Source organism: Ensifer sp., from assembly GCF_031989085.1.
Taxonomy (GTDB): domain Bacteria; phylum Pseudomonadota; class Alphaproteobacteria; order Rhizobiales; family Rhizobiaceae; genus Ensifer.
Genome location: NZ_DALZXU010000004.1, coordinates 272,870 through 292,347 on the forward strand (window position 1 = coordinate 272,870; position 19,478 = coordinate 292,347).

The window sequence follows — 19,478 nt, forward strand, 5'->3', positions numbered from 1 at the left end:
CAATTATCCTGTCAAAACAAATCTGGTCGGCGCGCGTCGCGCCAGCCTGATGCCACCGGATCCTGGCACGACCAACCAGCCGCACCTTTGCTCATCCGGCCGAGACCATTAGACGACGCGTGGCGCGCCGTCCGTGGCCTCAATGCACGACGGACGACAACGCCGGCGCCTTGGTGGCAAGCGCTGCCCGCAGCTTTTCAAGTGCGCGCGTCTCGATCTGGCGGACCCGCTCCTTGGAGATGCCGAGATCGAGCCCGAGTTCCTCGAGGGTCGCGCCTTCCTCTGACAGGCGACGGGCGCGGATAATCCGCATTTCGCGCTCGGTCAGGGCGCACAGCGCGTCCCGTAGCCACAGCCGGGCACGCTCGCCGTCGATCATCTCGCTCACCTGTTCGTCAGGCAGCGGCGCATCGCTTGCGAGAAAGTCGAGCCGTTCGCCGCCATCGCTATCGGCCCCGCCGACCGGGGCCTGCAACGAGGTATCGCTGCCGGAAAGGCGGGCATCCATGGTCTGGACGTCGGCGATGCTGACGCCGAGTGCCGCGGCGATCTCCTCATGCATGGCCTGCGATGTCAGTTGGCGATCGCCCTGGGCGAGGCGAGCGCGCAGTCGGCGCAGATTGAAGAACAAAGCCTTCTGCGCCGAACTGGTGCCACCACGCACGATCGACCAGTTGCGCAGCACATAATCCTGCATCGACGCCCGGATCCACCAGGTGGCATAGGTTGAGAAGCGCACCTCGCGGCTGGGCTCGAAGCGCGCGGCCGCTTCAAGCAGGCCGATATGGCCCTCCTGGACGAGATCGCCCATGGGAAGGCCGAAATTGCGGAATTTTGTCGCCATCGAAATCACCAATCGCATGTGCGACATGGCGATCTTGTTGCGGGCATCCTGATCGTGTTCGTTGCGCCAGGCCTTCGCCAGTGCGTGCTCTTCCTCACGCTCGAGATAAGGGGCCTCCATCGCAATCTTGATCATGCGCCTGTCTGCTGTGAGAGTCCTCATCGATCGCTCCATGGCGGGCGCCTGGACGCCGCTTGCGGGTGAAGTCCATGGGCCGGACGGAGGAACCCGACCGGCGCCGGCGGCGGCTGGTGCGGCAACACCGAAGCTTGAAGAAACGGTGCAGCGCCCTACTTCCAAACTACGAAGCTGAATTCTGACAGTAGATCAGAGCACCCAGATCGGCCCGGCAGGAAGGCGGCGCATCCCTGCCGGCCTTGATAAATGCGCGTCGGCGCAAAAAGTTCCGTCGACCGGAGCAGAAACCCGCAAACAACAGATTTAGGAACGAAAAAGCCCGGCGCGATGGCCGGGCTTCGTCTTGTCTTCAGGGGAAGGACTGGCGCTCTTTAAGCCGCCTCGTCCTGGGCGTCGTCTTCTTCGATCGCCTTGCCGCGCTTCGGACCCTTGTTGAGATTGGCCTCGACCAGGCGCACGGCCTCGGTCTCGGACATCTTGTTCACGGCGGCGATCTCGCGCGCCATGCGGTCGAGTGCAGCTTCATAGAGCTGGCGTTCGGAATAGGACTGTTCCGGCTGGTTTTCGGCACGATAAAGGTCGCGCACGACTTCTGCGATCGAGATCAGATCGCCGGAATTGATCTTGGCATCGTATTCCTGTGCGCGGCGCGACCACATGGTCCGCTTCACACGAGCCTTGCCCTGCACAACCTTCAACGCGCGATCGACGAAATCGGTCTCCGAGAGCTTGCGCATGCCGATGCTGACGGCCTTGGCGACCGGCACCTTCAGGCGCATCTTGTCCTTTTCGAAATCGATGACAAAAAGCTCAAGCTTCATGCCGGCAACTTCCTGCTCCTCGATAGCAATGATCTGTCCGACGCCATGGGCCGGATAGACGATCGATTCACCGGTCTTGAAGCCGTGGCGTGTCGAAGATTTTTTCTGCTGGGTCGTCATTCGTTTCAAAAACTCCCTGTTTCGCACCCGGCCATTGTTGGCCGGGGCCGGGTCAGTGAGGCCCGGGATAGACGGGGATACCGCCGGGTGGGTCCATCCTGGTCCGTCCAAAGGAACGCAGACAATCCCATCAAACGCGGTCACAAAAGAGAAACGCAACGGTGCGTATCTGGTAAAGCCGCGCTGTGGAGATCGTTTGCTTTCGTGAGGTTTTCGGGCGCGCAAAAACACCCTGTGTGGATCAGTAGAAGGACCCTATCACAAAAAACTGCGGAAATCAATAATTTGCTGCATGGCAGCCATCAAGCCGCCATTCTCGCATCTGCGAGGGCAGAGCGTGATTTTCCCCAGATTTGACGCTGGGGTGTTTCGGTTCCGTCATCCGCGATGGACGAACCGGAACCCTGGGTATCAGTCGCCCTGGCCAGGCTCGGCGGAGAAGTAAAGCTCGTACTTGCCCTCGACCCCGTCCATTTCCTTGGCCTCCGGCATCGCGTCGCGCTTGATCGTGACGTTCGGCCATTTGGTCGCAAAATCAGCGTTGACTTTCAACCACATATCAAGACCCGGCTCGGTGTCCGGCTTGATCGCCTCGGCAGGACATTCCGGCTCGCAGACGCCGCAATCGATGCATTCGTCGGGATGAATGACGAGAAAATTCTCACCTTCGTAGAAGCAGTCCACCGGGCAGACTTCAACGCAATCCATGTACTTGCAGCGAATGCAATTGTCGGTCACGACATACGTCATGAGGTACTCCAGCCAAGGCTCACGTTTGATGGCAGACCGCAATCAATGGTGATGCTCATGTCCGCGCATGCTAGAAATGTCCGGCGCGCATAGCTGCCGAAGCAAGACCGATGCACCCAACGTGGCTTGTCAGGTAAAGGCTTTATCGGACCTTTGCAAGAATATTCAATGCGCGAAACGCCGCGCTGAAGGCAGAGTTTTCTAATCGTCGCGCGGATTGAAACCAGGCTTCAGGCGGTCGGTTTCACGCCGCTCCTTCTTGGTGGGGCGCCCGGCTCCAGCCTCGCGCGTCGCCTGGTCGAAAGCGGAGAGTTTTTCCCGAGGCTCCGTGGGCGTCAGGTCTTCGTAAAGCAGCCGCGCCTCTTCATAGGGGCCGCGCCGCACACCTGGCAAAAGCACGCGCGCGATCACGTCGCGCCGCTCAAGCGAAAGGACAAGCACGTCGCCGGCCTTCAACTGGAAGGAGGATTGCTTGACCCGCTCGTCATTGATGATGACGTGCCCCGCCTCGATCGCCTTTTGGGCGAGCGAGCGGGACTTCATCAGGCGCGTGAAGAACAGCCATTTGTCGAGACGCTGGCGCGATGCCGGGTTGGACGACGACTGCTTCTCCATGGCGTTCCTACTTCTTCATCTGCTCCTTGAGAGCAGCGAGCTTGGCAAAGGGCGAATCCGGATCGATCGGCTTCTCCTTGCGGGGCGGGCGTGCCTCGAACTTGGCCGCCGCCGGCTTGCCGCCGCGATCGTGACGATCATGGCGATCCTGCCGCTGGCCACCCTCTGGCTTGCCGTCGTGGCGCTTGCCACGGGCCGGCGCGCCGCCCTTGCGACCACCACCTTCCCGGCCCTCGCGGCCTTCGCCCTGGGCCTGGCCTTGTCCGTGACCCTGTCGCGGACCGCTGCCACGGCGCTGGTCGCCCTGATGACGGCCACCCTGGCGCTGGTTGTCCTGGCGGGTGCCCGGACGCCACAGAAGGACCGGCTTGGCTTCGGCAGCCTCGGCTCCCTCTTCCACCGGAGCGTCCGCCACGGTAACGTCGGCCACGGCAACGTCGGTTTCGGCCGCGACCGGTTCGCTGGAAGCCGGCGCTTCGGCTTCGGCCGACGCTTCGCTCTCGACGCTTGCATCCGCATCGTCATGATCGGCGGGCGCTTCAGCGGCAGCCTCGGCCTGAACGGCGGCAGCGCCGCCCTGGCTTGCCAGGAACGCGGCGGCGTCTTCGGCCTTCACGCTGTCGGCACGGTATCCGAGACCCTTCAGGATTTCTTCCATGTCGTCAGGCGTTGCGCCGAGAATGGACAGCATCGAGGTCGTTGCGGTGAAGCGGCGGCCGTCATAGGCCCCTTCCGGACGCGGCTGCGCACCCGGCTTCCACTGCAGCAACGGACGGATGAGATCCGCCAGGCGCTCGAGGATGTCGATGCGAACGGCACGCTTGCCGAGGAAACGGAAACCCGCGAGCTTGTAGAAAGTGCGCTCGAACGAGGGGTCGGTGACGACCGAGGTGCGGCCGGCGGCCAGCATCGGGATCAGATCGCCGTAGCCGGCCTTGTCGAGACCGTCGTTCTTCAGCGCCCAGAGCAGCGTGATGAGCTCGGCTGGCGCCGGCTTCAACAGCGCGGGCAGGAAGATGTGGTAGGCACCGAAGCGGACGCCGTACTTGCGGATCGAGGCCCGACCGTCCTGGTCCAGCGACTTCACGTCTTCGGCGACATCGCGACGGAACAGGACGCCGAGGTTCTCGACGAGCTGGAACGCCAGACCCTTGGCGAGGCCTTCGAGGTCCTCGGCGCGCGAGATATCGTCGAGCGGCTTCAGCACGGTGCCGATATGGTGGTTCACGAAGCGTTCGATGCGGGCGACGACGTGCTCGCGGGCATTGGCCTGCAGCTGCTCGTCGGCAAGCAAAATGACGCGCGGGCGCATGACGTGGTCGCTGGCGGTCAGCCGCGCCACGGGATCGCCGAGCCAACGCACGAGGCCGTCCGAAGACAGCGCAAGGTCGCCGTTGCCGGACGCATGCAGACGCGCCGCACGCGCCTCGAACTCGAGCGCCAGCGCCTTCTGTGCTGCACCCTGCACAGCCTTGGCATCCGGTCCGTCTCCGCCGGTCGCCAGCGTAAACCGGAAACCGGTAAGTTGTCCTACGTGATGGCCTTCTACGAAGACGTCACCATTCACACTGATTTCAGCTTCCAGCATAGCATTCTCTCTCAGGCGCTTCATGAGCACAGATGTCCTGCGATCAACAAAGCGTTTCGTCAACCGTTCATGTAGTGCGTCGGACAATCGATCTTCAATTTCCCGCGTCTTTTCTTGCCAGTGTGTCGGATCGGCAAGCCATCCGGGTCGGTTCGACACATAGGTCCAAGTTCTGATCTGCGCGATTCGCGCCGAAAGTGTGTCGATCTCGCCGTCGGTCGAATCCGCACGTCGGACCTGTTCTGCCATGAAATCCTCGTTCACGGCACCCCGACGAACGACATCAATATAGATCGTGGAGATCAGATCGGCGTGTTGAGCCGGCGTAATGCGGCGATAATCCGGCAACGCGCAGACTTCCCACAATTTCTCCACCCGCTCCGGCCTCGTCGCCAGATCGGCGACTTCGGGATAGCGTGACAAATGTTCGAGCGCCTGCTGATCCACCGCAGGTAGTGCGCGCGCGAGACCCGGAATGGTCGGCGCGGCATCAAGGCTGCGCTTCAGGGCCGCCAGCGACGCATAGTCGAAGGCCTTGGTGCGCCATTGCAGTACCTTCAGCGGATCGAATTCATGCGCTTCGATACGGTGCACCAGCTCATTGTCGAACGGATCGACCCGACCGGTAACGCCGAACGTGCCGTCGCGCAGATGCCGCCCGGCGCGCCCGGCGATCTGCGCGAGTTCTGCCGGATTGAGATTGCGGAACTGGTAGCCGTCGAACTTGCGGTCCTGCGCGAAGGCGACATGGTCGACATCGAGGTTCAGGCCCATGCCGATCGCATCGGTCGCCACCAGGAATTCGACGTCGCCCTCCTGATAGAGTGCGACCTGGGCGTTGCGCGTGCGAGGTGACAGCGCGCCGAGCACGACGGCGGCGCCCCCGCGCTGACGACGGATCAGCTCGGCGATCGCATAGACCTCGTCGGCCGAAAAGGCGACGATCGCCGTGCGATGCGGCAGGCGGGTGATTTTTTTCGATCCGGCATAAAGCAATTGCGACATGCGCGGTCGTTCGACCACGGTGATGCCCGGCAGCAGCTGCTCGAGGATCGGCCGCATGGTCGCAGCACCCAGGAGCAAGGTCTCGCCACGGCCGCGCAGATAGAGCAGCCGGTCGGTGAAGATGTGGCCGCGCTCGAGATCGCCGGCAAGCTGCACCTCGTCGATCGCGACGAAGGACGCCGTCGTCTCGCGCGGCATCGCCTCGACAGTACACACCGAATAGCGGGCACGATGCGGCGTGATCTTTTCCTCGCCGGTGATCAGCGCGACGTTGTGATGACCGACCTTTTCGACCACACGGGTATAGACCTCGCGCGCCAGAAGGCGCAGCGGCAGCCCGATGACGCCGCTGTCGTGCGCGATCATGCGCTCGATCGCATAGTGCGTCTTGCCGGTGTTGGTTGGCCCGAGCACCGCGGTAACGCCGCGGCCGCTCAGGATCATGGGGTGAACGGACACGTCATCGATCCCGGGCATTCAGAAACATAAGTGGCGCCTTAAAGCGCCGGCGGCAAACACATGCCCACGCACCGCGGCAAACGCAAGGGGCGCCGGCAACTAAAACCATTTCCCGGCAGATCCGCTCACGCCCGTACCACCATATCTGGAGGCGCGATATTAACGTTCGGAACAGCCATGGAACGAATCGGCGACGAATCGCTGACTCCAGTCGATTCACTGTATGTTCACGGCTACATATAGATTTCAACCGCCAATCACGCACCACATGCTGAATCCCGTCGCGGGCCGCCTGTAAGACAGGGGTCGTTGACGTTAATCTCGGTTGCGCAAGCGTTAAAGGCGACAAAGGATTCGGAATCCAAGACTCTGGAAAGTTTAGGAAATTTTAACCGAAGAATCCGGCCGATTCAGCGGAATCGGGAAATGGGAATCGCGACGTTAACACATTGACCAAAGCCGGAACGAACCGGCGACGAATCGACGACATCCCTTCGTTCGATCTTTGTTCTCCACAACATATAGTATGCTGAACCATGCCGGGCAACGGCTGCAGGACCTGTTTCTGGCAGCCATTTGGCAAATTTCCGCCTGTCGTTAACCGTCTCTGCGGGGGCCCGGCATGCGCTGAATGGCAAGACGGCGCCCCGAGGGAGCGCCGTCCAACAAAAAATTCAATCGCCCGATCAGACGAAAAATTGCCCGCCATTGGCAGATATGGTCGAGCCGGTGATGAACCCGGCGTCGTCGGATGCAAGGAAGACCACGCAGCGCGCGATCTCTTCCGGCTCGCCCAGGCGGCCGACGGGGATCTGCGGGATGATCCGCTCGGTGAGAACCTTTTCCGGAATGGCGCGCACCATTTCCGTGCCGATGTATCCCGGGCAGATCGCGTTGACGGTGATGCCCTTGGCAGCGCCCTCCTGCGACAGCGCCTTGGTGAAGCCAAGGTCGCCGGCCTTGGCGGCCGAATAGTTGGCCTGGCCCATCTGGCCCTTCTGGCCGTTGATCGACGAAATGTTGATCACGCGGCCGAAGCTGCGGTCGCGCATACCCGTCCAGACCGGGTGGGTCATGTTGAACAGGCCGGTGAGGTTGGTGTTGATCACCTCGCCCCATTGTTCCGGCGTCATCTTGTGGAACATGGCGTCGCGGGTGATGCCGGCGTTGTTGACGAGCACCTCGACCGGCCCGAGATCGGCCTCGACCCTGGCGATGCCGTCGACGCAGGACTGGTAGTTGGAGACATCCCACTTGTAGACCGGGATGCCGGTCTCCGCCTTGAAGGCCTCTGCCTTCTCGTCATTGCCGGCGTAGTTGGCAGCAACCTTGTATCCTGCATTCTTCAGCGCGATGGAGATCGCGGCGCCAATGCCGCGTGACCCGCCCGTAACCAATGCTACCCTGCTCATGCTCGCCTCCCACTAGATCAATTCAGTTTTTCAAAGGCCTTCTTCATCAGTTTTTCGCCCATATGCTGCCCGTAGATCTTGGCCGCGGCCTGGAACTGCGGATCGGCAAGCATGGACATCGCAACCTCGCACTTGGTCAGCGCGAGGTTCATCAACAGGCTGCTCATCTGGACGAGACTTGATTTGACGCCGCCGGTGTCGTCGCTGAGGGCAGCGATCATCAGGTTCTTGAAGACTGTCTCGTCGCCAGGCGTCGTGTGGTCCAGCATGCACCGGACCAACTTGTCCTGGTCGAGCGGCTGCGGCGTCGAAAACGCCTGAGCCGTCGACACGGTGATGAACAGCACCGATAGGATCAATCCCTTGACAGGACCCATGCGGCGGCCGGTCAGAGGCGCTCGACGCACATGGCGACGCCCATGCCGCCGCCGATGCAAAGCGTCGCCAGGCCCTTGGAGACGCCGCGACGCTTCATCTCGAACAACAGGGTGTTGAGAACGCGGGCACCGGAGGCGCCGATCGGGTGGCCGATCGCAATCGCGCCGCCGTTGACGTTGACGATCGACGGATCCCAGCCGAGGTCCTTGTTGACGGCGCAGGCCTGCGCTGCGAAGGCCTCGTTGGCTTCGACGAGTTCGACGTCGCCGATCGCCCAGCCGGCCTTTTCCAGCGCCTTGCGCGATGCCGGGATCGGGCCTGTGCCCATCACCTGCGGATCGACGCCGGCGGTGGCCCAGGAGACGATGCGTGCGAGCGGCTTGATGCCGCGCTTGGCGGCCTCCGCCTCTGTCATCAGCAGGGTGGCGGCAGCGCCGTCATTGAGGCCTGACGCGTTGCCGGCCGTCACCGTGCCTTCCTTGTCGAAGGCCGGACGCAGCTTGGTCATCTGGTCGAGCGTGGCGCCATGGCGGATATACTCGTCCTGGTCGACGACGACGTCGCCCTTGCGGCCCTTGACGACGAAGGGAACAATCTCGTCGGCGAAGCGGCCAGCCTTCTGCGCGGCCTCGGCCTTGTTCTGCGAGGCGAGCGCAAAGGCGTCCTGCTCCTCGCGGGTCAGCTGCCACTGGCGCGCGACGTTCTCCGCGGTGATGCCCATGTGGTAGCCGTAAAAGGCGTCCGTCAGGCCATCCTTGATCATCGTGTCGACCATCTTGAAATCGCCCATCTTGACGCCGCCGCGCAGATGCGAGCAGTGCGGCGCCATCGACATGGACTCCATGCCGCCGGCGATGATGATGTCGGCATCGCCATTGGCGATCTGCTGCATGCCGAGTGCCACGGCGCGCAGGCCCGAGCCGCAGAGCTGGTTCATGCCCCAGGCGGTCTTTTCCGCCGGAATGCCGGCCTTCATCGCCGCCTGGCGTGCCGGGTTCTGGCCCTCGCCTGCCTGCAGAACTTGGCCAAGGATCACCTCGTCGACGTCGCTCGCCTCGACGCCGGCACGTTCGAGCACGGCCTTGATGACGGCGGCGCCAAGCTCGTGGGCCGGCGTGTTGCCGAAGGCGCCGTTGAAGGATCCGACGGCGGTGCGTGCCGCGCTGGCGATCACGATGGAGGGATTGCTCATGGGGACGTTTCCTCAGATTTTCTTGCGGTCAGGCAGCAGACTGGCAAAGCGCGGAGCGCAAGTCAAACGCCTTGATGCACTGCCGCAAAACCGTCACGGCGCGCCGACTGCGAGATTTCGCACTTGCGTCGCCGCATCGCACAAAGACATTGTCAGCGGCGTTCATTTGCGGATACTCTGAAAAGTAGAAAAAGACGGACCGCGGGTAATGAGGAGAGCCTGATGGCGAAGAACGACGGCCAGATCGTGATCAAGAAGTATGCGAACCGCCGGCTCTACAATACCGGGACCAGCACCTACGTCACGCTCGACGACCTGGCAGTGATGGTCAAGAAGGGCGAGGAATTTACCGTCCAGGACGCCAAATCAGGCGAAGACATCACCCATTCGGTGCTGACGCAGATCATCTTCGAACAGGAATCCAAGACCGGCAACACGCTGCTGCCGATTTCGTTCCTGCGCCAGTTGATCTCGTTCTACGGCGACCAGATGCAGATGGTGGTTCCGAGCTATCTCGAACACTCGATGCAGGCCTTCACCGAGCAGCAGGTGCAGATGCGCGAGCAGATCAACAAGGCTTTCGGCGACACGCCGCTCGGCAAGAACCTGCAGGCGCCGATGCAGCTCGTCGAGGAGCAGGTTCGCCGCAACACCGAGATGTTCCATCAGGCGATGCAGATGTTTTCGCCCTTCATCGCTTCGCCTCCCGTCAAGGAGACCAAGAAGGCGGAAGCCAAGGATATCGACGAGTTGAAGGAGCAGCTGCGCGCCCTTCAGACCAAGCTCGACAATCTCGGCTGAGCATTTCGTGACGACGCCGCTGTCCTCCTGGAGGCGCGGCGTTCCAACGCCCTTCAGCCCCCTTCAAAGACCGATAGAGACATCCCGGCCGGCCGATCGCATCGACACGGAGAAGCCGGCGATGACGTCGATGAAGCTGATCGTCATCAGGATGAAGAAGATCTGGGTGGCCGCAGGCGCGACCAGCAGGAACTCGACCAGGAACGCGATGAACAGCACCATCGATAAGAGATGGTCCATCAGCGCCCGCGTGCCTGTGCGGGTGGCCTTGAGAATTTCCACGAAGAGCAGAAGCAACGCAACGACGATCAAGAGGTCGCCGAAGCTCATGGCCCATTTGGCGCCTGATAGCATCGACAGCGACATCACGCCGGCGCCGAGGCCAGCCGTTCCGCCGAAGAGGCCGAGCATGGCGAGATTGTAGACGGCAAAGGGCAGGGTCAGCAATGGAATGGCGGCAAGCATGGAAAAATGCGCTCCCTCTTCGATGCGTGATCACCGCATGCGCCAAGTGACGCCAGAGATCACCACGCTTACTTAACCCATCCTCTCCGTCGAGAAGATGTCGGCTTTACAAAAGAAAAGGGCTGGCAAAGCCAGCCCTTTAACTCGGTCCGCCAATTCCAGCGCTTATGCGCTTTCCTTCGGGGTCAGAACCTGGCGACCGCGGTACATGCCGGTCTTCAGGTCGATGTGGTGCGGGCGACGCAGTTCACCGGAGTTCTTGTCTTCGATGTAGGTCGGCGTCTTCAGGGCGTCGGCGGAACGGCGCATGCCACGCTTGGACGGGCTCGTTTTTCTTTTAGGTACAGCCATTTCATTCTCCACTTATCGGGCAAAACACTGTTCAGCAGCCGAAATGGCCGTATAAAACAGATGTTAATCACGGAAATTTGGCGCGCTTATACATGGCGAACTGCCGCTTGACCAGTCCCCGAGCGCAATTTTTCGACTCCTCGTTCAAGGAAGATCGATTCAGACTTCGTCCTCGGCAACGATCCACGGCTCCGCGCGTGCGTCCGCTTCCCATTTCGCAAATGCCGGGTGCGCCTTTATTCGTTCCATATACCCCAAAGTCGTGGGGTCGCTAACGAGATTGTAGACGTCGAAGCGGTTAACCACAGGCGCGTACATCGCATCGGCAGCCGTAAACGCCCCGAACAGGTACGGGCCGCCGGAGCGCGCAAGTGCTTCAGCCCAGATCGTCTCGATGCGGGCGACGTCAGCGCGCACCTCGTTTGATACCGCGAACGCCTGCGGCTTGCGACGAATGTTCATCGGGCATGCGCCGCGCAAGGCACGAAAGCCGGACAGCATCTCGCAAGCATAGCTGCGGGCTCGCGCCCGGTCCTTTTGGCCTTCAGGCCATAGTCCTGCGTCAGGAAAGAGCTCGGCGACATAGTCGATGATCGCCAGCGATTCCCAGACCTTGAAGCCGCCATGTTCCAGCAACGGCACGCGACCGGTCGGCGAGATCTCCTTCAGCTTGGGGTTTCCGGCGGCAAAATCGAAGGGGATGACCACATCCTCGAAGGCGATGCCGGCAGCTTCCAGCGCCAGCCACGGCCGCAGAGACCAGGAGGAGTAGTTCTTGTTGCCAACGTAAAGGACGAGCTTGTCCATGCATGGATCTCCCTGTGCTTACCCTCGCGACCCTTAAGCCACGACGAACATCAGGACCAATGAATAGACGTCATCTCAATCATAAAGACAGGTGATGTATTCGCCCGACCGGCTCGCCCGGCGCTCGATCAGCGATGCCAGGCGTTTCAGCCCGCGGCCGGGTTTTCCGGCATTGCGCTCCCGTGGATTGGGCAGCGACACGGCGAGAAGCGCTGCCTGGCGCCTGGAGAGCTTGGCGGCGGAAACGCCGAAATGGTGGCGGGCGGCAGCCTCGATGCCATAGATGCCATCGCCCCATTCAGCGACGTTCAGGTAGATCTCCATCATCCGCCGCTTGCTCCAGACGAAGTCGGCGGCAATGGCGAGCGGCAGTTCCATCGCCTTGCGCACGAAGGAGCGGCCGTTCCAGAGAAACAGGTTCTTGACCGTCTGCATCGGGATCGTGCTGGCGCCGCGCGTCGATTCCCCTTCAAGCGCGTCCTCGACCACGCCGCGCATCTGCCCCCAGTCGACGCCGTCGTGGATGCAGAACTGGCCATCCTCCGACATCATCACCGACTGCACCAGGACCGGAGCGATCTGGTCGAACTCGACCCATTGCCGGTCGTAGCCGCGCAAGAGCACGAGGTCGCGCAGCATCAGCGTCGAAACAGGGCGAATGGGATCGATGAGGTAGAGCGCGATCAACGCATAGGGCAGAAGCACAAGGCCGACGACCACGAGAACGATGCGACGACGATGGAGGCGCAACGTCCGACGGAGGGACGACCAGCGACTGGCGGGCATGTCGCCCTCCTCTCGCGCCTCGGGAACGATGTCCACGGCCTGACTGTCCACCTCTCTGTCCATCCGTTTCTCTTAGTGCATGGTCTGACAAAGTTGAACGGGCTTTCTGGCAAAAGGCAAGGCACTCACAGCTCTGTCCTCGACAAAGCGCACCGCCGCGACACGAAAGCCCGTTGAAAGCGCCTTTCGCCCGTGCCAAAGAGCGCTGCATGAGACAGGAAACACCGACCTTCGAGACCCGATTGAAACACAACGCGCTTGCGGTCGAGACACTGCTGGCACGCCTGTTGGGTCCGAGCGTCGAACCCGACGAGATCGGCCGGCCGGAAAACCTGCTCGGCGCCATGCGTCACGGCGTTCTCAACGGCGGCAAACGGCTGCGCCCGTTTCTGGTGATCGAATGCGCCAGCCTGCTCGGCGGCAATGTCGATGCGGCGCTCCGTGTTGGCGCAGCGCTCGAATGCGTCCACTGCTACTCGCTGGTTCACGACGACCTGCCGGCGATGGACGACGACGATATCCGCCGCGGCCAACCGACCGTGCACAAGGCCTTCGACGAGGCGACCGCCATCCTTGCCGGCGATAGTCTCTTGACCTTCGCCTTCGACATCATCGCTTCGCCGGAAACGCCGCTTGCCGACGCGCAAAAGACCGCGCTCGTTTTGGCGCTTTCGCGCGCGGCCGGCCATGGCGGCATGGCCGGTGGCCAGGCGCTCGACCTTGCGGCCGAGAAATCCGCGCCCGACGAAGCCGGCATCGTGACGCTGCAAGCCATGAAGACGGGTGCATTGCTGCGCTTTGCCTGCGAGGCGGGCGCGATCGTCGCCGGCGCCAGCGCCGCCGACCGGCAACGCCTGCGCAGCTTCGGCGAAAAGATCGGCCTCGCCTTCCAACTCGCCGACGACCTGCTCGATCTGACGGCCGACGCCGAGACCATGGGCAAGGCAACCGGCAAGGACGCCGCGCGCGGCAAGGGAACGCTCGTCGCCCTGCACGGACAGGCCTGGGCCGAAACGCGGCTGGAGCACTATGTCGCCGAGGCTGAAGCGTTGCTCGAGCCCTATGGCGAGCGCGCGTCCATCCTCGCCGAAGCCGCCCGTTTCATCGCCAATCGCAGGAATTGAACCGTGAGCAAATACTGGTCGCCCATCGTTTCGACGCTCAAGCCCTATGTACCGGGCGAACAGCCGCGTATCGCCAACCTCGTCAAGCTCAACACCAATGAGAGCCCCTACGGCCCGTCGGACAAGGTGCTTCGCGCTGTCACCGGTGCGGCCAACGCCGATCTCAGGCTTTACCCGGATCCGCTTGCGCTTCGCCTGCGTGAAACGATCGCCGCCCGTCACGGCGTCACCGCCGGCGAAGTCTTTGTCGGCAACGGTTCGGACGAAGTTCTCGCCCACATCTTCGCGGGCCTGCTGAAGCACGACGCTCCGCTGCTCTACCCGGACATTTCCTACAGCTTTTACGCGACCTACGCCCGGCTGTTTGCGATCGACGCCGTCGAAGTGCCGCTCGACGCGCAGTTCCGCATCGACCTTGCCGACTATGACAGGCCCTGCGGCGCGATTATCCTGCCCAATCCCAATGCCCCGACGGGCATCGGCCTGCCGCTTGCCGAAATCGAGCGCCTCGTTGCCGCCCATCCGGACCAGCCCGTCGTCGTCGACGAAGCCTATATCGACTTCGGCGGCCAGTCGGCGATCGCGCTGGTGCCGAAATACGAGAACCTGCTTGTCGTCCAGACCTTCTCCAAATCCCGCGCTCTTGCCGGCCTGCGCGTCGGCTTCGCCATCGGCCAGCGGCCGCTGATCGAGGCACTGGAGCGGGTGAAAGACAGCTTCAACTCCTACCCGCTCGGCCGCCCGGCCCAGGCTGGAGCGACCGCTGCGATCGAGGACGAGGCGTGGTTCGAGGCAACACGCCAGAAAATCATAGCATCGCGCGGGCGCTTGACCGAACAGCTGACCGAACGGGGATTCGAGGTGCTGCCGTCGGCGGCAAACTTCGTCTTCGCCCGCCACCCCGCCCATTCCGGCGAGGCGCTGATGCAGGCGCTGAGGGAGCGCGCCGTGCTGGTGCGCCACTTCGCCAAGCCGCGCATTTCCGATTTCCTGCGCATCACCATCGGCACCGATGCCGAATGCGCCCGGCTGATCGAGGCGCTCGACGAGATCCTCTGAGATCTTGTCACGGTCACATTTCGCCGTTTCAGACACGCGATGAATTGTTCTAGCCTCCGGCGACCGAGCCGGAGTTTCTCGCATGTTCGACCCGACGCCCTATCTGCCGCAGCTTCTCGTCGCCTGGACAGCCTATCTGATTGCCACCGCTTCGCCCGGACCGGCGATCCTCGCAATCATCACCACCTCGGTCAGTGAGGGGCGAAAGGCTGGCCTCGCGCTCGCCTTGGGCGTTCTCACGGGAAGCTATACCTGGGCGATGCTGACGGCGTCCGGGCTCTCGGCGCTGATCCGCGCCTATGGCCACGCCATCATCGTGCTCAAGATTGCCGGCGCCTGCTATCTCTTCTGGCTCGCCTATAACGCGCTACGCGCCGCCATGCGCAGCGACAGGAGCGCGATCGTCCAGGTGGCGAAGACGCAGGCTTCGTTGAAGCGGCTCTATTTGAAGGGGCTCGGCATCCATCTGACCAACCCAAAGGCGATCTTCTCATGGATCATGCTGGTCTCGCTCGGCATGCCCGAGGGCGCACCGATCGGCGTCACCGCCACCTTCATCGGCGGCTGCATGCTGCTCGGTCTGGTGACGTTCTGCGGCTTCGCGCTCGTCTTCTCGCTGCCGCCGGTGCATCGCGGCTATCTGAATTCGCGACGGATCATCGAAAGCCTGATGGTCGGGTTTTTCGCTTTTGCGGGATTGAAGCTGCTGACCACGCGGCTCTGAGCATCGCCAGGCGTTCGCCGTCAGGACATGCCCGCAGACGACCTACTCGGCCGCGGCCTGCCCCTGGCCGTAGCGCTTCTCGATATAGTCGGAAACCAGCGTCTCGAAATCGCCGGCGATGTTGGGTCCGCGCAGCGTCATCGCCTTCTGGCCGTCGATGAAGACGGGAGCCGCCGGCGTTTCGCCGGTGCCCGGAAGCGAAATGCCGATATCGGCATGTTTGCTTTCGCCGGGGCCGTTGACGATGCAGCCCATGACCGCGACCTTGAGGCCCTCGACGCCGGGATACTTCTCGCGCCAGACCGGCATGTTGCGGCGGATATCATCCTGGATCTTCTGGGCGAGTTCCTGAAACACCGTCGAGGTCGTGCGGCCGCATCCGGGACAGGCGGCAACGACCGGGATGAACTGGCGAAAGCCCATGACCTGCAGCAGTTCCTGCGCCACCTGCACCTCGCGGGTGCGGTCGCCGCCCGGCTCCGGCGTCAGGGAAATGCGGATGGTGTCGCCGATGCCCTGCTGCATGAGAATGCCCAGCGAGGCCGATGAGGCGACGATGCCCTTGGTACCCATGCCGGCTTCGGTCAGCCCCAGATGCAGCGCATGGTCCGAGCGCGCCGACAGCATGGCATAGACGGCGATCAGATCCTGAACGCCCGAAACCTTGGCGGAGAGAATGATGCGGTTGCGCGCAAGCCCGATGTCTTCGGCAAGCTCGGCAGACAAGAGCGCCGACTGCACGATCGTCTCGCGCGTCACCTCCTGGGCCGTCAGCGGAAAGCCGTTCGCCTTGTTTTCGTCCATCAGCCGCGTCAGCAGCTCCTGGTCGAGCGAGCCCCAGTTGACGCCGATGCGCACCGGCTTGTCGTAGCGGATCGCCATTTCGACGATCTCGGCGAACTGTTTGTCCTTCTTGTCCTTGAAGCCGACATTGCCCGGGTTGATGCGGTACTTCGCCAGCGCCTCGGCGCAGGCCGGATGGTCGGCAAGCAGCTTGTGGCCGATATAGTGGAAGTCGCCGACGAGCGGCACGTCGAGGCCGAGGCGCTCGAGCCGTTCGCGGATCTTCGGCACGGCGGCCGCACTCTCGTCACGGTCGACGGTGATGCGCACCAGTTCCGAGCCGGCCTTGTGAAGGGCTGCCACCTGCGCCACCGTTCCGTCGATATCGGCGGTATCGGTGTTGGTCATCGACTGGACGACCACCGGCGCGCCGCCCCCCACTATGACACCGCCGACATCGACGGCGACGGACGCGCGGCGGGGCTGCGGATCAAAATCGAAGGCGGCAGACATGAAGGCCTCTTGGTCCCCCAGGTCACACCGGTGACCTGGTCTCATCGTTTCGCAAGCGGGATACGGACGGAAACCGCACGGACGCCAGCCCGTCCCGCTCCTGCTTTTCGTCCATCAGGTGGATGAGGAAAGCACTGTTGTCAACGGCGACATCATGCCCTGACGGCGATTTGATGGCGAGCGCCCGGCCTCAATGCCCCTTTGCGTGGTCCGCGTGGTGGGCGTGGTGCGACAGCAAGAGCACGACGATGAACAGCACCGGCACCGAGGCAAAGATGATGGCAAAGCCGGTATGCTCGGCGACGAAGCCGATCAGCGACGGTGCAAACAGCATGCCGGAGTAGCCCATGAAGGTCGCGACCGACAGGCCGATGCCCGGCTGCAGGCCCGGCATGTTGCCGGCGGCCGAAAACGCGATCGGCACCATGTTGGAAATGCCGATGCCGGCGATGGCAAAGCCGACGATGGCGACATAGGCATTGGGTGCCAGGCCTGCGAGCACCATGCCGACAAGCGCCGTGACCGTGCAGATGCGCAGCGTGCGCTTGGCGCCGAAACGATCGCGCACATGGTCGCCGGCAAAACGCATGGTCGCCATGGTCGCCGAGAAGGCGGCAAAGCCGAAGCCCGACAATTCGACCGAGGCGCCGAGTTCGTTGCGCAGGTAGAGCGCACCCCAGTCGAGCACCGTCCCCTCCGGCACCATCGAAAACAGCGCCATGATGCCGATCAGCCAGGGAAGCGGCGTCATCGGCAGTCGAAGCTTTTCCTTGGTGGCCGCGGCATGCGGCTTGTCGGCGAGGATCATCGGACAGGCAATGGCAATGACCGTCAGCGACAGCAGCGTGACCACGATGACGTGCGGCAGCACGCCGAAATGCGCCATCAGGAAGCCGCCGATGCCGGCGCCGATCAGGCCGCCGAGGCTCCAATAGGCGTGGCAGGACGACATGATGGCGCGGCGCATCGATTTCTCGACCTCGACCGCATTGGCGTTCATCGCCACGTCCATGGCGCCGACGAAACCGCCGAGCAGGAACATGCCGACGGCTGCAGCCCAGACATTGGGCAGAAGCGTCAAGAGCAGGAGCAGCGGCGACAGCAGGATTGCGGTCACCTTGACCACCTTTTGCGAACCGACACGGGCGATGAAGCCGCCGGCAATCGGCATCAGCACCAGCGAGCCGATGCCGAACATCAGGATGAGCAGGCCGAGCACGCTTTCACTGATGCCCAGGCGATCCTTGAATTCGGGGATTTTCGGCGCCCAGCTTCCCGTGACGAAACCGTTCATCAGGAACAGCAGCGACACGGCAAGCCGGTTGCGGGTCATGTAACCCTGCCGAACGGCGGTGGATGCGGAACGTTGATCCATGGGTCTGTGCCTCTATGCCGGACGGTGCCGGCTCAACTGGTGATTTCGATCAGATTACCGTCGGGGTCGCGAAGCACGGCCTCGTAGAAGCCGTCTCCCGTCCACCGCGCCGGCGCAACCAGAATGCCCTCGGCTTCGGCCCGCAACGCCATCGCGTCGACCGCCGCCTCGCTTCCAAGCGACAGGGCCACATGGGCAAGACCGGTGCGCTCAGTGCCTTCCGGATCGGCCGGAGCGACCCAGGGGCCCTCCATGATCTCGATGGCCGGCCCATCGCCAAGCGTCAGAAAGCGGGAGCGAAAGCCCGGTCGACGGCGGCTCTCATAGACCTCGCCGACGGCGGCCCCGAGGAAGCGCGACCAGAACGATGCGACCGCCTCCAGATCCCGGGTCCAGAAAGCCACATGTGCGATGCTCATCTCTCGCTTGCCTCCGCCATGACGATAGCCGTTCCAGAAGTTCCGAAGGCGGCGACGTATGTTCCCGGCGCATCCGCCTCCAGCACCAGCGTCGTCACCGCGTCGATGCCGACAACCGCGTGGGCTGCAGCCGTCCCGAGCTTGTCGTTGGTGACGGCGACGAGCACGGCGCGGCTGCGCGAAGCCACCAGCCGCTTGAACTCGGCGTCTTCGAAATAGATTGCCGTCAGTCCAGCATCGGCGTCGGCGCCACAGGTGCCGAGAATGCAGAGATCAGGCCGCAGCTGCTCGATATCGCGCTGCGCGCGCGCGCCGACGGCAGCGCCGACGGCGCGGTTGAGGGGACCGCCGACGAGGATCAGGTCGATCTCAGGCTTCTCCATCAGGGCGGCGGCAATCAGCGGCGTATTGGTGACGATGGTCGCCTTCAGCTCTGGCGCGATCAGCTGGGCGATGGCGAGGTTGGCCGAGCCGGCATCGAGGAACACCGTGCTTCCAGGCGCGATGAAGCCGACCGACGCGCGGGCAAGGGCTGCCTTTCGTTCCGGCGCCATGGCGACGCGCTGACTGAGGGTCAACGAGCTCGGCGCCAGCGGCAACGCACCACCATAGACCCGCTCGCAGAGGCCAGCCGCCGCCATCTCACGCAGGTCGCGCCGGATGGTGTCTTCGGACACCCGAAATTCCGCGGCAAGGTCTGCCGCCAGCACTCGGCCATCGACCTTCAGTCGTTCCTGAATCAGCGATTTTCGTTCGCGAAGAAGAAGTTCCGTGGACACTCGGCAAACCGTGCATAAACGTGCATGAATCGATGAAAATGTGCATATCGAATTTTGAAAGCGATTTCAACCTCGATTCCATGGCAAAATCGAAAACGGCCAGATTTGGCGACAGGCGCACTTTTTGGATGAATATTCTCCCGATCCGGGGAAAAATCTTCATCAAAACG

Annotated in this window: 20 protein-coding genes; 4 read left to right on the forward strand and 16 right to left on the reverse strand. The window is 62.8% G+C overall.

Annotation, left to right across the window (positions count from 1 at the left end; all coding sequences use genetic code 11):
• Window positions 1–139: 139 nt before the first annotated feature.
• The 8 genes from RTP54_RS20240 to RTP54_RS20275 all read right to left on the reverse strand — a co-directional run bounded on the left by RTP54_RS20240 (window position 140) and on the right by RTP54_RS20275 (window position 9,322).
• Window positions 140–1,006, reverse strand: a complete 867-nt coding sequence (locus tag RTP54_RS20240; RefSeq protein WP_112806639.1) for an RNA polymerase factor sigma-32 — start codon at window positions 1,004–1,006, stop codon at window positions 140–142.
• Between the two features lie 347 nt (window positions 1,007–1,353).
• Window positions 1,354–1,923, reverse strand: coding sequence for a CarD family transcriptional regulator (locus RTP54_RS20245; protein ID WP_112806641.1), 570 nt, complete (start codon window positions 1,921–1,923; stop codon window positions 1,354–1,356).
• Window positions 1,924–2,334: 411 nt separating this feature from the next.
• Window positions 2,335–2,673, reverse strand: coding sequence for a ferredoxin FdxA (gene fdxA / locus RTP54_RS20250; protein WP_112806642.1), 339 nt, complete (start codon window positions 2,671–2,673; stop codon window positions 2,335–2,337).
• Window positions 2,674–2,874: 201 nt separating this feature from the next.
• Window positions 2,875–3,288, reverse strand: coding sequence for an RNA-binding S4 domain-containing protein (locus RTP54_RS20255; protein WP_112806644.1), 414 nt, complete (start codon window positions 3,286–3,288; stop codon window positions 2,875–2,877).
• A gap of 7 nt (window positions 3,289–3,295) precedes the next feature.
• Complete coding sequence (locus RTP54_RS20260; protein WP_312365417.1) at window positions 3,296–6,340, reverse strand: DEAD/DEAH box helicase; 3,045 nt, start codon at window positions 6,338–6,340, stop codon at window positions 3,296–3,298.
• Between the two features lie 686 nt (window positions 6,341–7,026).
• On the reverse strand, window positions 7,027–7,752 hold the full coding sequence (locus RTP54_RS20265) for a beta-ketoacyl-ACP reductase (protein WP_112806646.1): 726 nt from the start codon (window positions 7,750–7,752) through the stop codon (window positions 7,027–7,029).
• A gap of 17 nt (window positions 7,753–7,769) precedes the next feature.
• Window positions 7,770–8,129 carry a hypothetical protein gene (locus RTP54_RS20270; RefSeq protein ID WP_112806647.1) on the reverse strand — a complete coding sequence of 120 codons (360 nt, stop codon included), beginning with the start codon at window positions 8,127–8,129 and terminating at the stop codon, window positions 7,770–7,772.
• Window positions 8,130–8,140: 11 nt separating this feature from the next.
• Window positions 8,141–9,322, reverse strand: coding sequence for an acetyl-CoA C-acetyltransferase (locus tag RTP54_RS20275; protein ID WP_112806649.1), 1,182 nt, complete (start codon window positions 9,320–9,322; stop codon window positions 8,141–8,143).
• A 222-nt stretch (window positions 9,323–9,544) separates the two neighbouring features.
• Between RTP54_RS20275 and phaR the strand changes: the two genes are divergently transcribed.
• Window positions 9,545–10,123, forward strand: a complete 579-nt coding sequence (phaR, locus tag RTP54_RS20280) for a polyhydroxyalkanoate synthesis repressor PhaR (protein ID WP_112806651.1) — start codon at window positions 9,545–9,547, stop codon at window positions 10,121–10,123.
• Window positions 10,124–10,186: 63 nt separating this feature from the next.
• Here the strand turns inward: phaR and RTP54_RS20285 are convergent, their stop codons facing one another.
• From RTP54_RS20285 to mtgA, 4 genes are all read right to left on the reverse strand, one after another.
• The gene (locus tag RTP54_RS20285; protein ID WP_312365421.1) at window positions 10,187–10,588 is read right to left on the reverse strand and encodes a hypothetical protein; all 402 of its coding nucleotides are present in this window, start codon (window positions 10,586–10,588) and stop codon (window positions 10,187–10,189) included.
• A gap of 165 nt (window positions 10,589–10,753) precedes the next feature.
• Window positions 10,754–10,939, reverse strand: coding sequence for a 50S ribosomal protein L32 (gene rpmF, locus RTP54_RS20290; RefSeq protein WP_025425225.1), 186 nt, complete (start codon window positions 10,937–10,939; stop codon window positions 10,754–10,756).
• Between the two features lie 159 nt (window positions 10,940–11,098).
• Entirely contained in the window at window positions 11,099–11,746 is a 648-nt protein-coding gene (locus tag RTP54_RS20295; RefSeq protein WP_312365427.1) for a glutathione S-transferase family protein, read from the reverse strand.
• A 75-nt stretch (window positions 11,747–11,821) separates the two neighbouring features.
• Entirely contained in the window at window positions 11,822–12,568 is a 747-nt protein-coding gene (gene mtgA / locus RTP54_RS20300) for a monofunctional biosynthetic peptidoglycan transglycosylase (protein ID WP_162703302.1), read from the reverse strand.
• Between the two features lie 173 nt (window positions 12,569–12,741).
• On the opposite strand from mtgA, the gene RTP54_RS20305 reads away from it, so the two are divergent.
• From RTP54_RS20305 to RTP54_RS20315, 3 genes are all read left to right on the forward strand, one after another.
• On the forward strand, window positions 12,742–13,656 hold the full coding sequence (locus RTP54_RS20305; RefSeq protein WP_112814954.1) for a polyprenyl synthetase family protein: 915 nt from the start codon (window positions 12,742–12,744) through the stop codon (window positions 13,654–13,656).
• Between the two features lie 3 nt (window positions 13,657–13,659).
• On the forward strand, window positions 13,660–14,715 hold the full coding sequence (gene hisC, locus RTP54_RS20310) for a histidinol-phosphate transaminase (protein WP_312365430.1): 1,056 nt from the start codon (window positions 13,660–13,662) through the stop codon (window positions 14,713–14,715).
• Window positions 14,716–14,797: 82 nt separating this feature from the next.
• Window positions 14,798–15,439, forward strand: coding sequence for a LysE family translocator (locus RTP54_RS20315; RefSeq protein WP_312365432.1), 642 nt, complete (start codon window positions 14,798–14,800; stop codon window positions 15,437–15,439).
• Between the two features lie 42 nt (window positions 15,440–15,481).
• Here RTP54_RS20315 and ispG read toward each other — a convergent pair whose 3' ends face one another.
• The 4 genes from ispG to RTP54_RS20335 all read right to left on the reverse strand — a co-directional run bounded on the left by ispG (window position 15,482) and on the right by RTP54_RS20335 (window position 19,308).
• Window positions 15,482–16,735, reverse strand: coding sequence for a flavodoxin-dependent (E)-4-hydroxy-3-methylbut-2-enyl-diphosphate synthase (gene ispG / locus RTP54_RS20320; RefSeq protein ID WP_112806661.1), 1,254 nt, complete (start codon window positions 16,733–16,735; stop codon window positions 15,482–15,484).
• 190 nt (window positions 16,736–16,925) lie between these two features.
• Window positions 16,926–18,110, reverse strand: coding sequence for an MFS transporter (locus RTP54_RS20325; RefSeq protein WP_312365435.1), 1,185 nt, complete (start codon window positions 18,108–18,110; stop codon window positions 16,926–16,928).
• A gap of 32 nt (window positions 18,111–18,142) precedes the next feature.
• Complete coding sequence (locus RTP54_RS20330) at window positions 18,143–18,529, reverse strand: VOC family protein (protein ID WP_112806662.1); 387 nt, start codon at window positions 18,527–18,529, stop codon at window positions 18,143–18,145.
• The gene (locus tag RTP54_RS20335) at window positions 18,526–19,308 is read right to left on the reverse strand and encodes a DeoR/GlpR family DNA-binding transcription regulator (protein ID WP_312365438.1); all 783 of its coding nucleotides are present in this window, start codon (window positions 19,306–19,308) and stop codon (window positions 18,526–18,528) included. Before RTP54_RS20335 ends, RTP54_RS20330 begins: the two co-directional genes overlap by 4 nt.
• Window positions 19,309–19,478: the final 170 nt, after the last annotated feature.

Excerpts from the sequence above, each read along its gene's own strand:
- RTP54_RS20305 (WP_112814954.1), top strand. The coding sequence starts at position 12,742 with ATGAGACAGGAAACACCGACCTTCGAGACCCGATTGAAACACAACGCG.
- RTP54_RS20325 (WP_312365435.1), bottom strand. The coding sequence starts at position 18,110 with ATGGATCAACGTTCCGCATCCACCGCCGTTCGGCAGGGTTACATGACC.
- RTP54_RS20245 (WP_112806641.1), bottom strand. The coding sequence starts at position 1,923 with ATGACGACCCAGCAGAAAAAATCTTCGACACGCCACGGCTTCAAGACC.
- RTP54_RS20295 (WP_312365427.1), bottom strand. The coding sequence starts at position 11,746 with ATGGACAAGCTCGTCCTTTACGTTGGCAACAAGAACTACTCCTCCTGG.
- RTP54_RS20285 (WP_312365421.1), bottom strand. The coding sequence starts at position 10,588 with ATGCTTGCCGCCATTCCATTGCTGACCCTGCCCTTTGCCGTCTACAAT.
- RTP54_RS20270 (WP_112806647.1), bottom strand. The coding sequence starts at position 8,129 with ATGGGTCCTGTCAAGGGATTGATCCTATCGGTGCTGTTCATCACCGTG.
- fdxA (WP_112806642.1), bottom strand. The coding sequence starts at position 2,673 with ATGACGTATGTCGTGACCGACAATTGCATTCGCTGCAAGTACATGGAT.
- ispG (WP_112806661.1), bottom strand. The coding sequence starts at position 16,735 with ATGTCTGCCGCCTTCGATTTTGATCCGCAGCCCCGCCGCGCGTCCGTC.
- RTP54_RS20265 (WP_112806646.1), bottom strand. The coding sequence starts at position 7,752 with ATGAGCAGGGTAGCATTGGTTACGGGCGGGTCACGCGGCATTGGCGCC.
- RTP54_RS20330 (WP_112806662.1), bottom strand. The coding sequence starts at position 18,529 with ATGAGCATCGCACATGTGGCTTTCTGGACCCGGGATCTGGAGGCGGTC.
- RTP54_RS20240 (WP_112806639.1), bottom strand. The coding sequence starts at position 1,006 with ATGAGGACTCTCACAGCAGACAGGCGCATGATCAAGATTGCGATGGAG.
- RTP54_RS20315 (WP_312365432.1), top strand. The coding sequence starts at position 14,798 with ATGTTCGACCCGACGCCCTATCTGCCGCAGCTTCTCGTCGCCTGGACA.
- phaR (WP_112806651.1), top strand. The coding sequence starts at position 9,545 with ATGGCGAAGAACGACGGCCAGATCGTGATCAAGAAGTATGCGAACCGC.
- RTP54_RS20255 (WP_112806644.1), bottom strand. The coding sequence starts at position 3,288 with ATGGAGAAGCAGTCGTCGTCCAACCCGGCATCGCGCCAGCGTCTCGAC.
- RTP54_RS20275 (WP_112806649.1), bottom strand. The coding sequence starts at position 9,322 with ATGAGCAATCCCTCCATCGTGATCGCCAGCGCGGCACGCACCGCCGTC.
- rpmF (WP_025425225.1), bottom strand. The coding sequence starts at position 10,939 with ATGGCTGTACCTAAAAGAAAAACGAGCCCGTCCAAGCGTGGCATGCGC.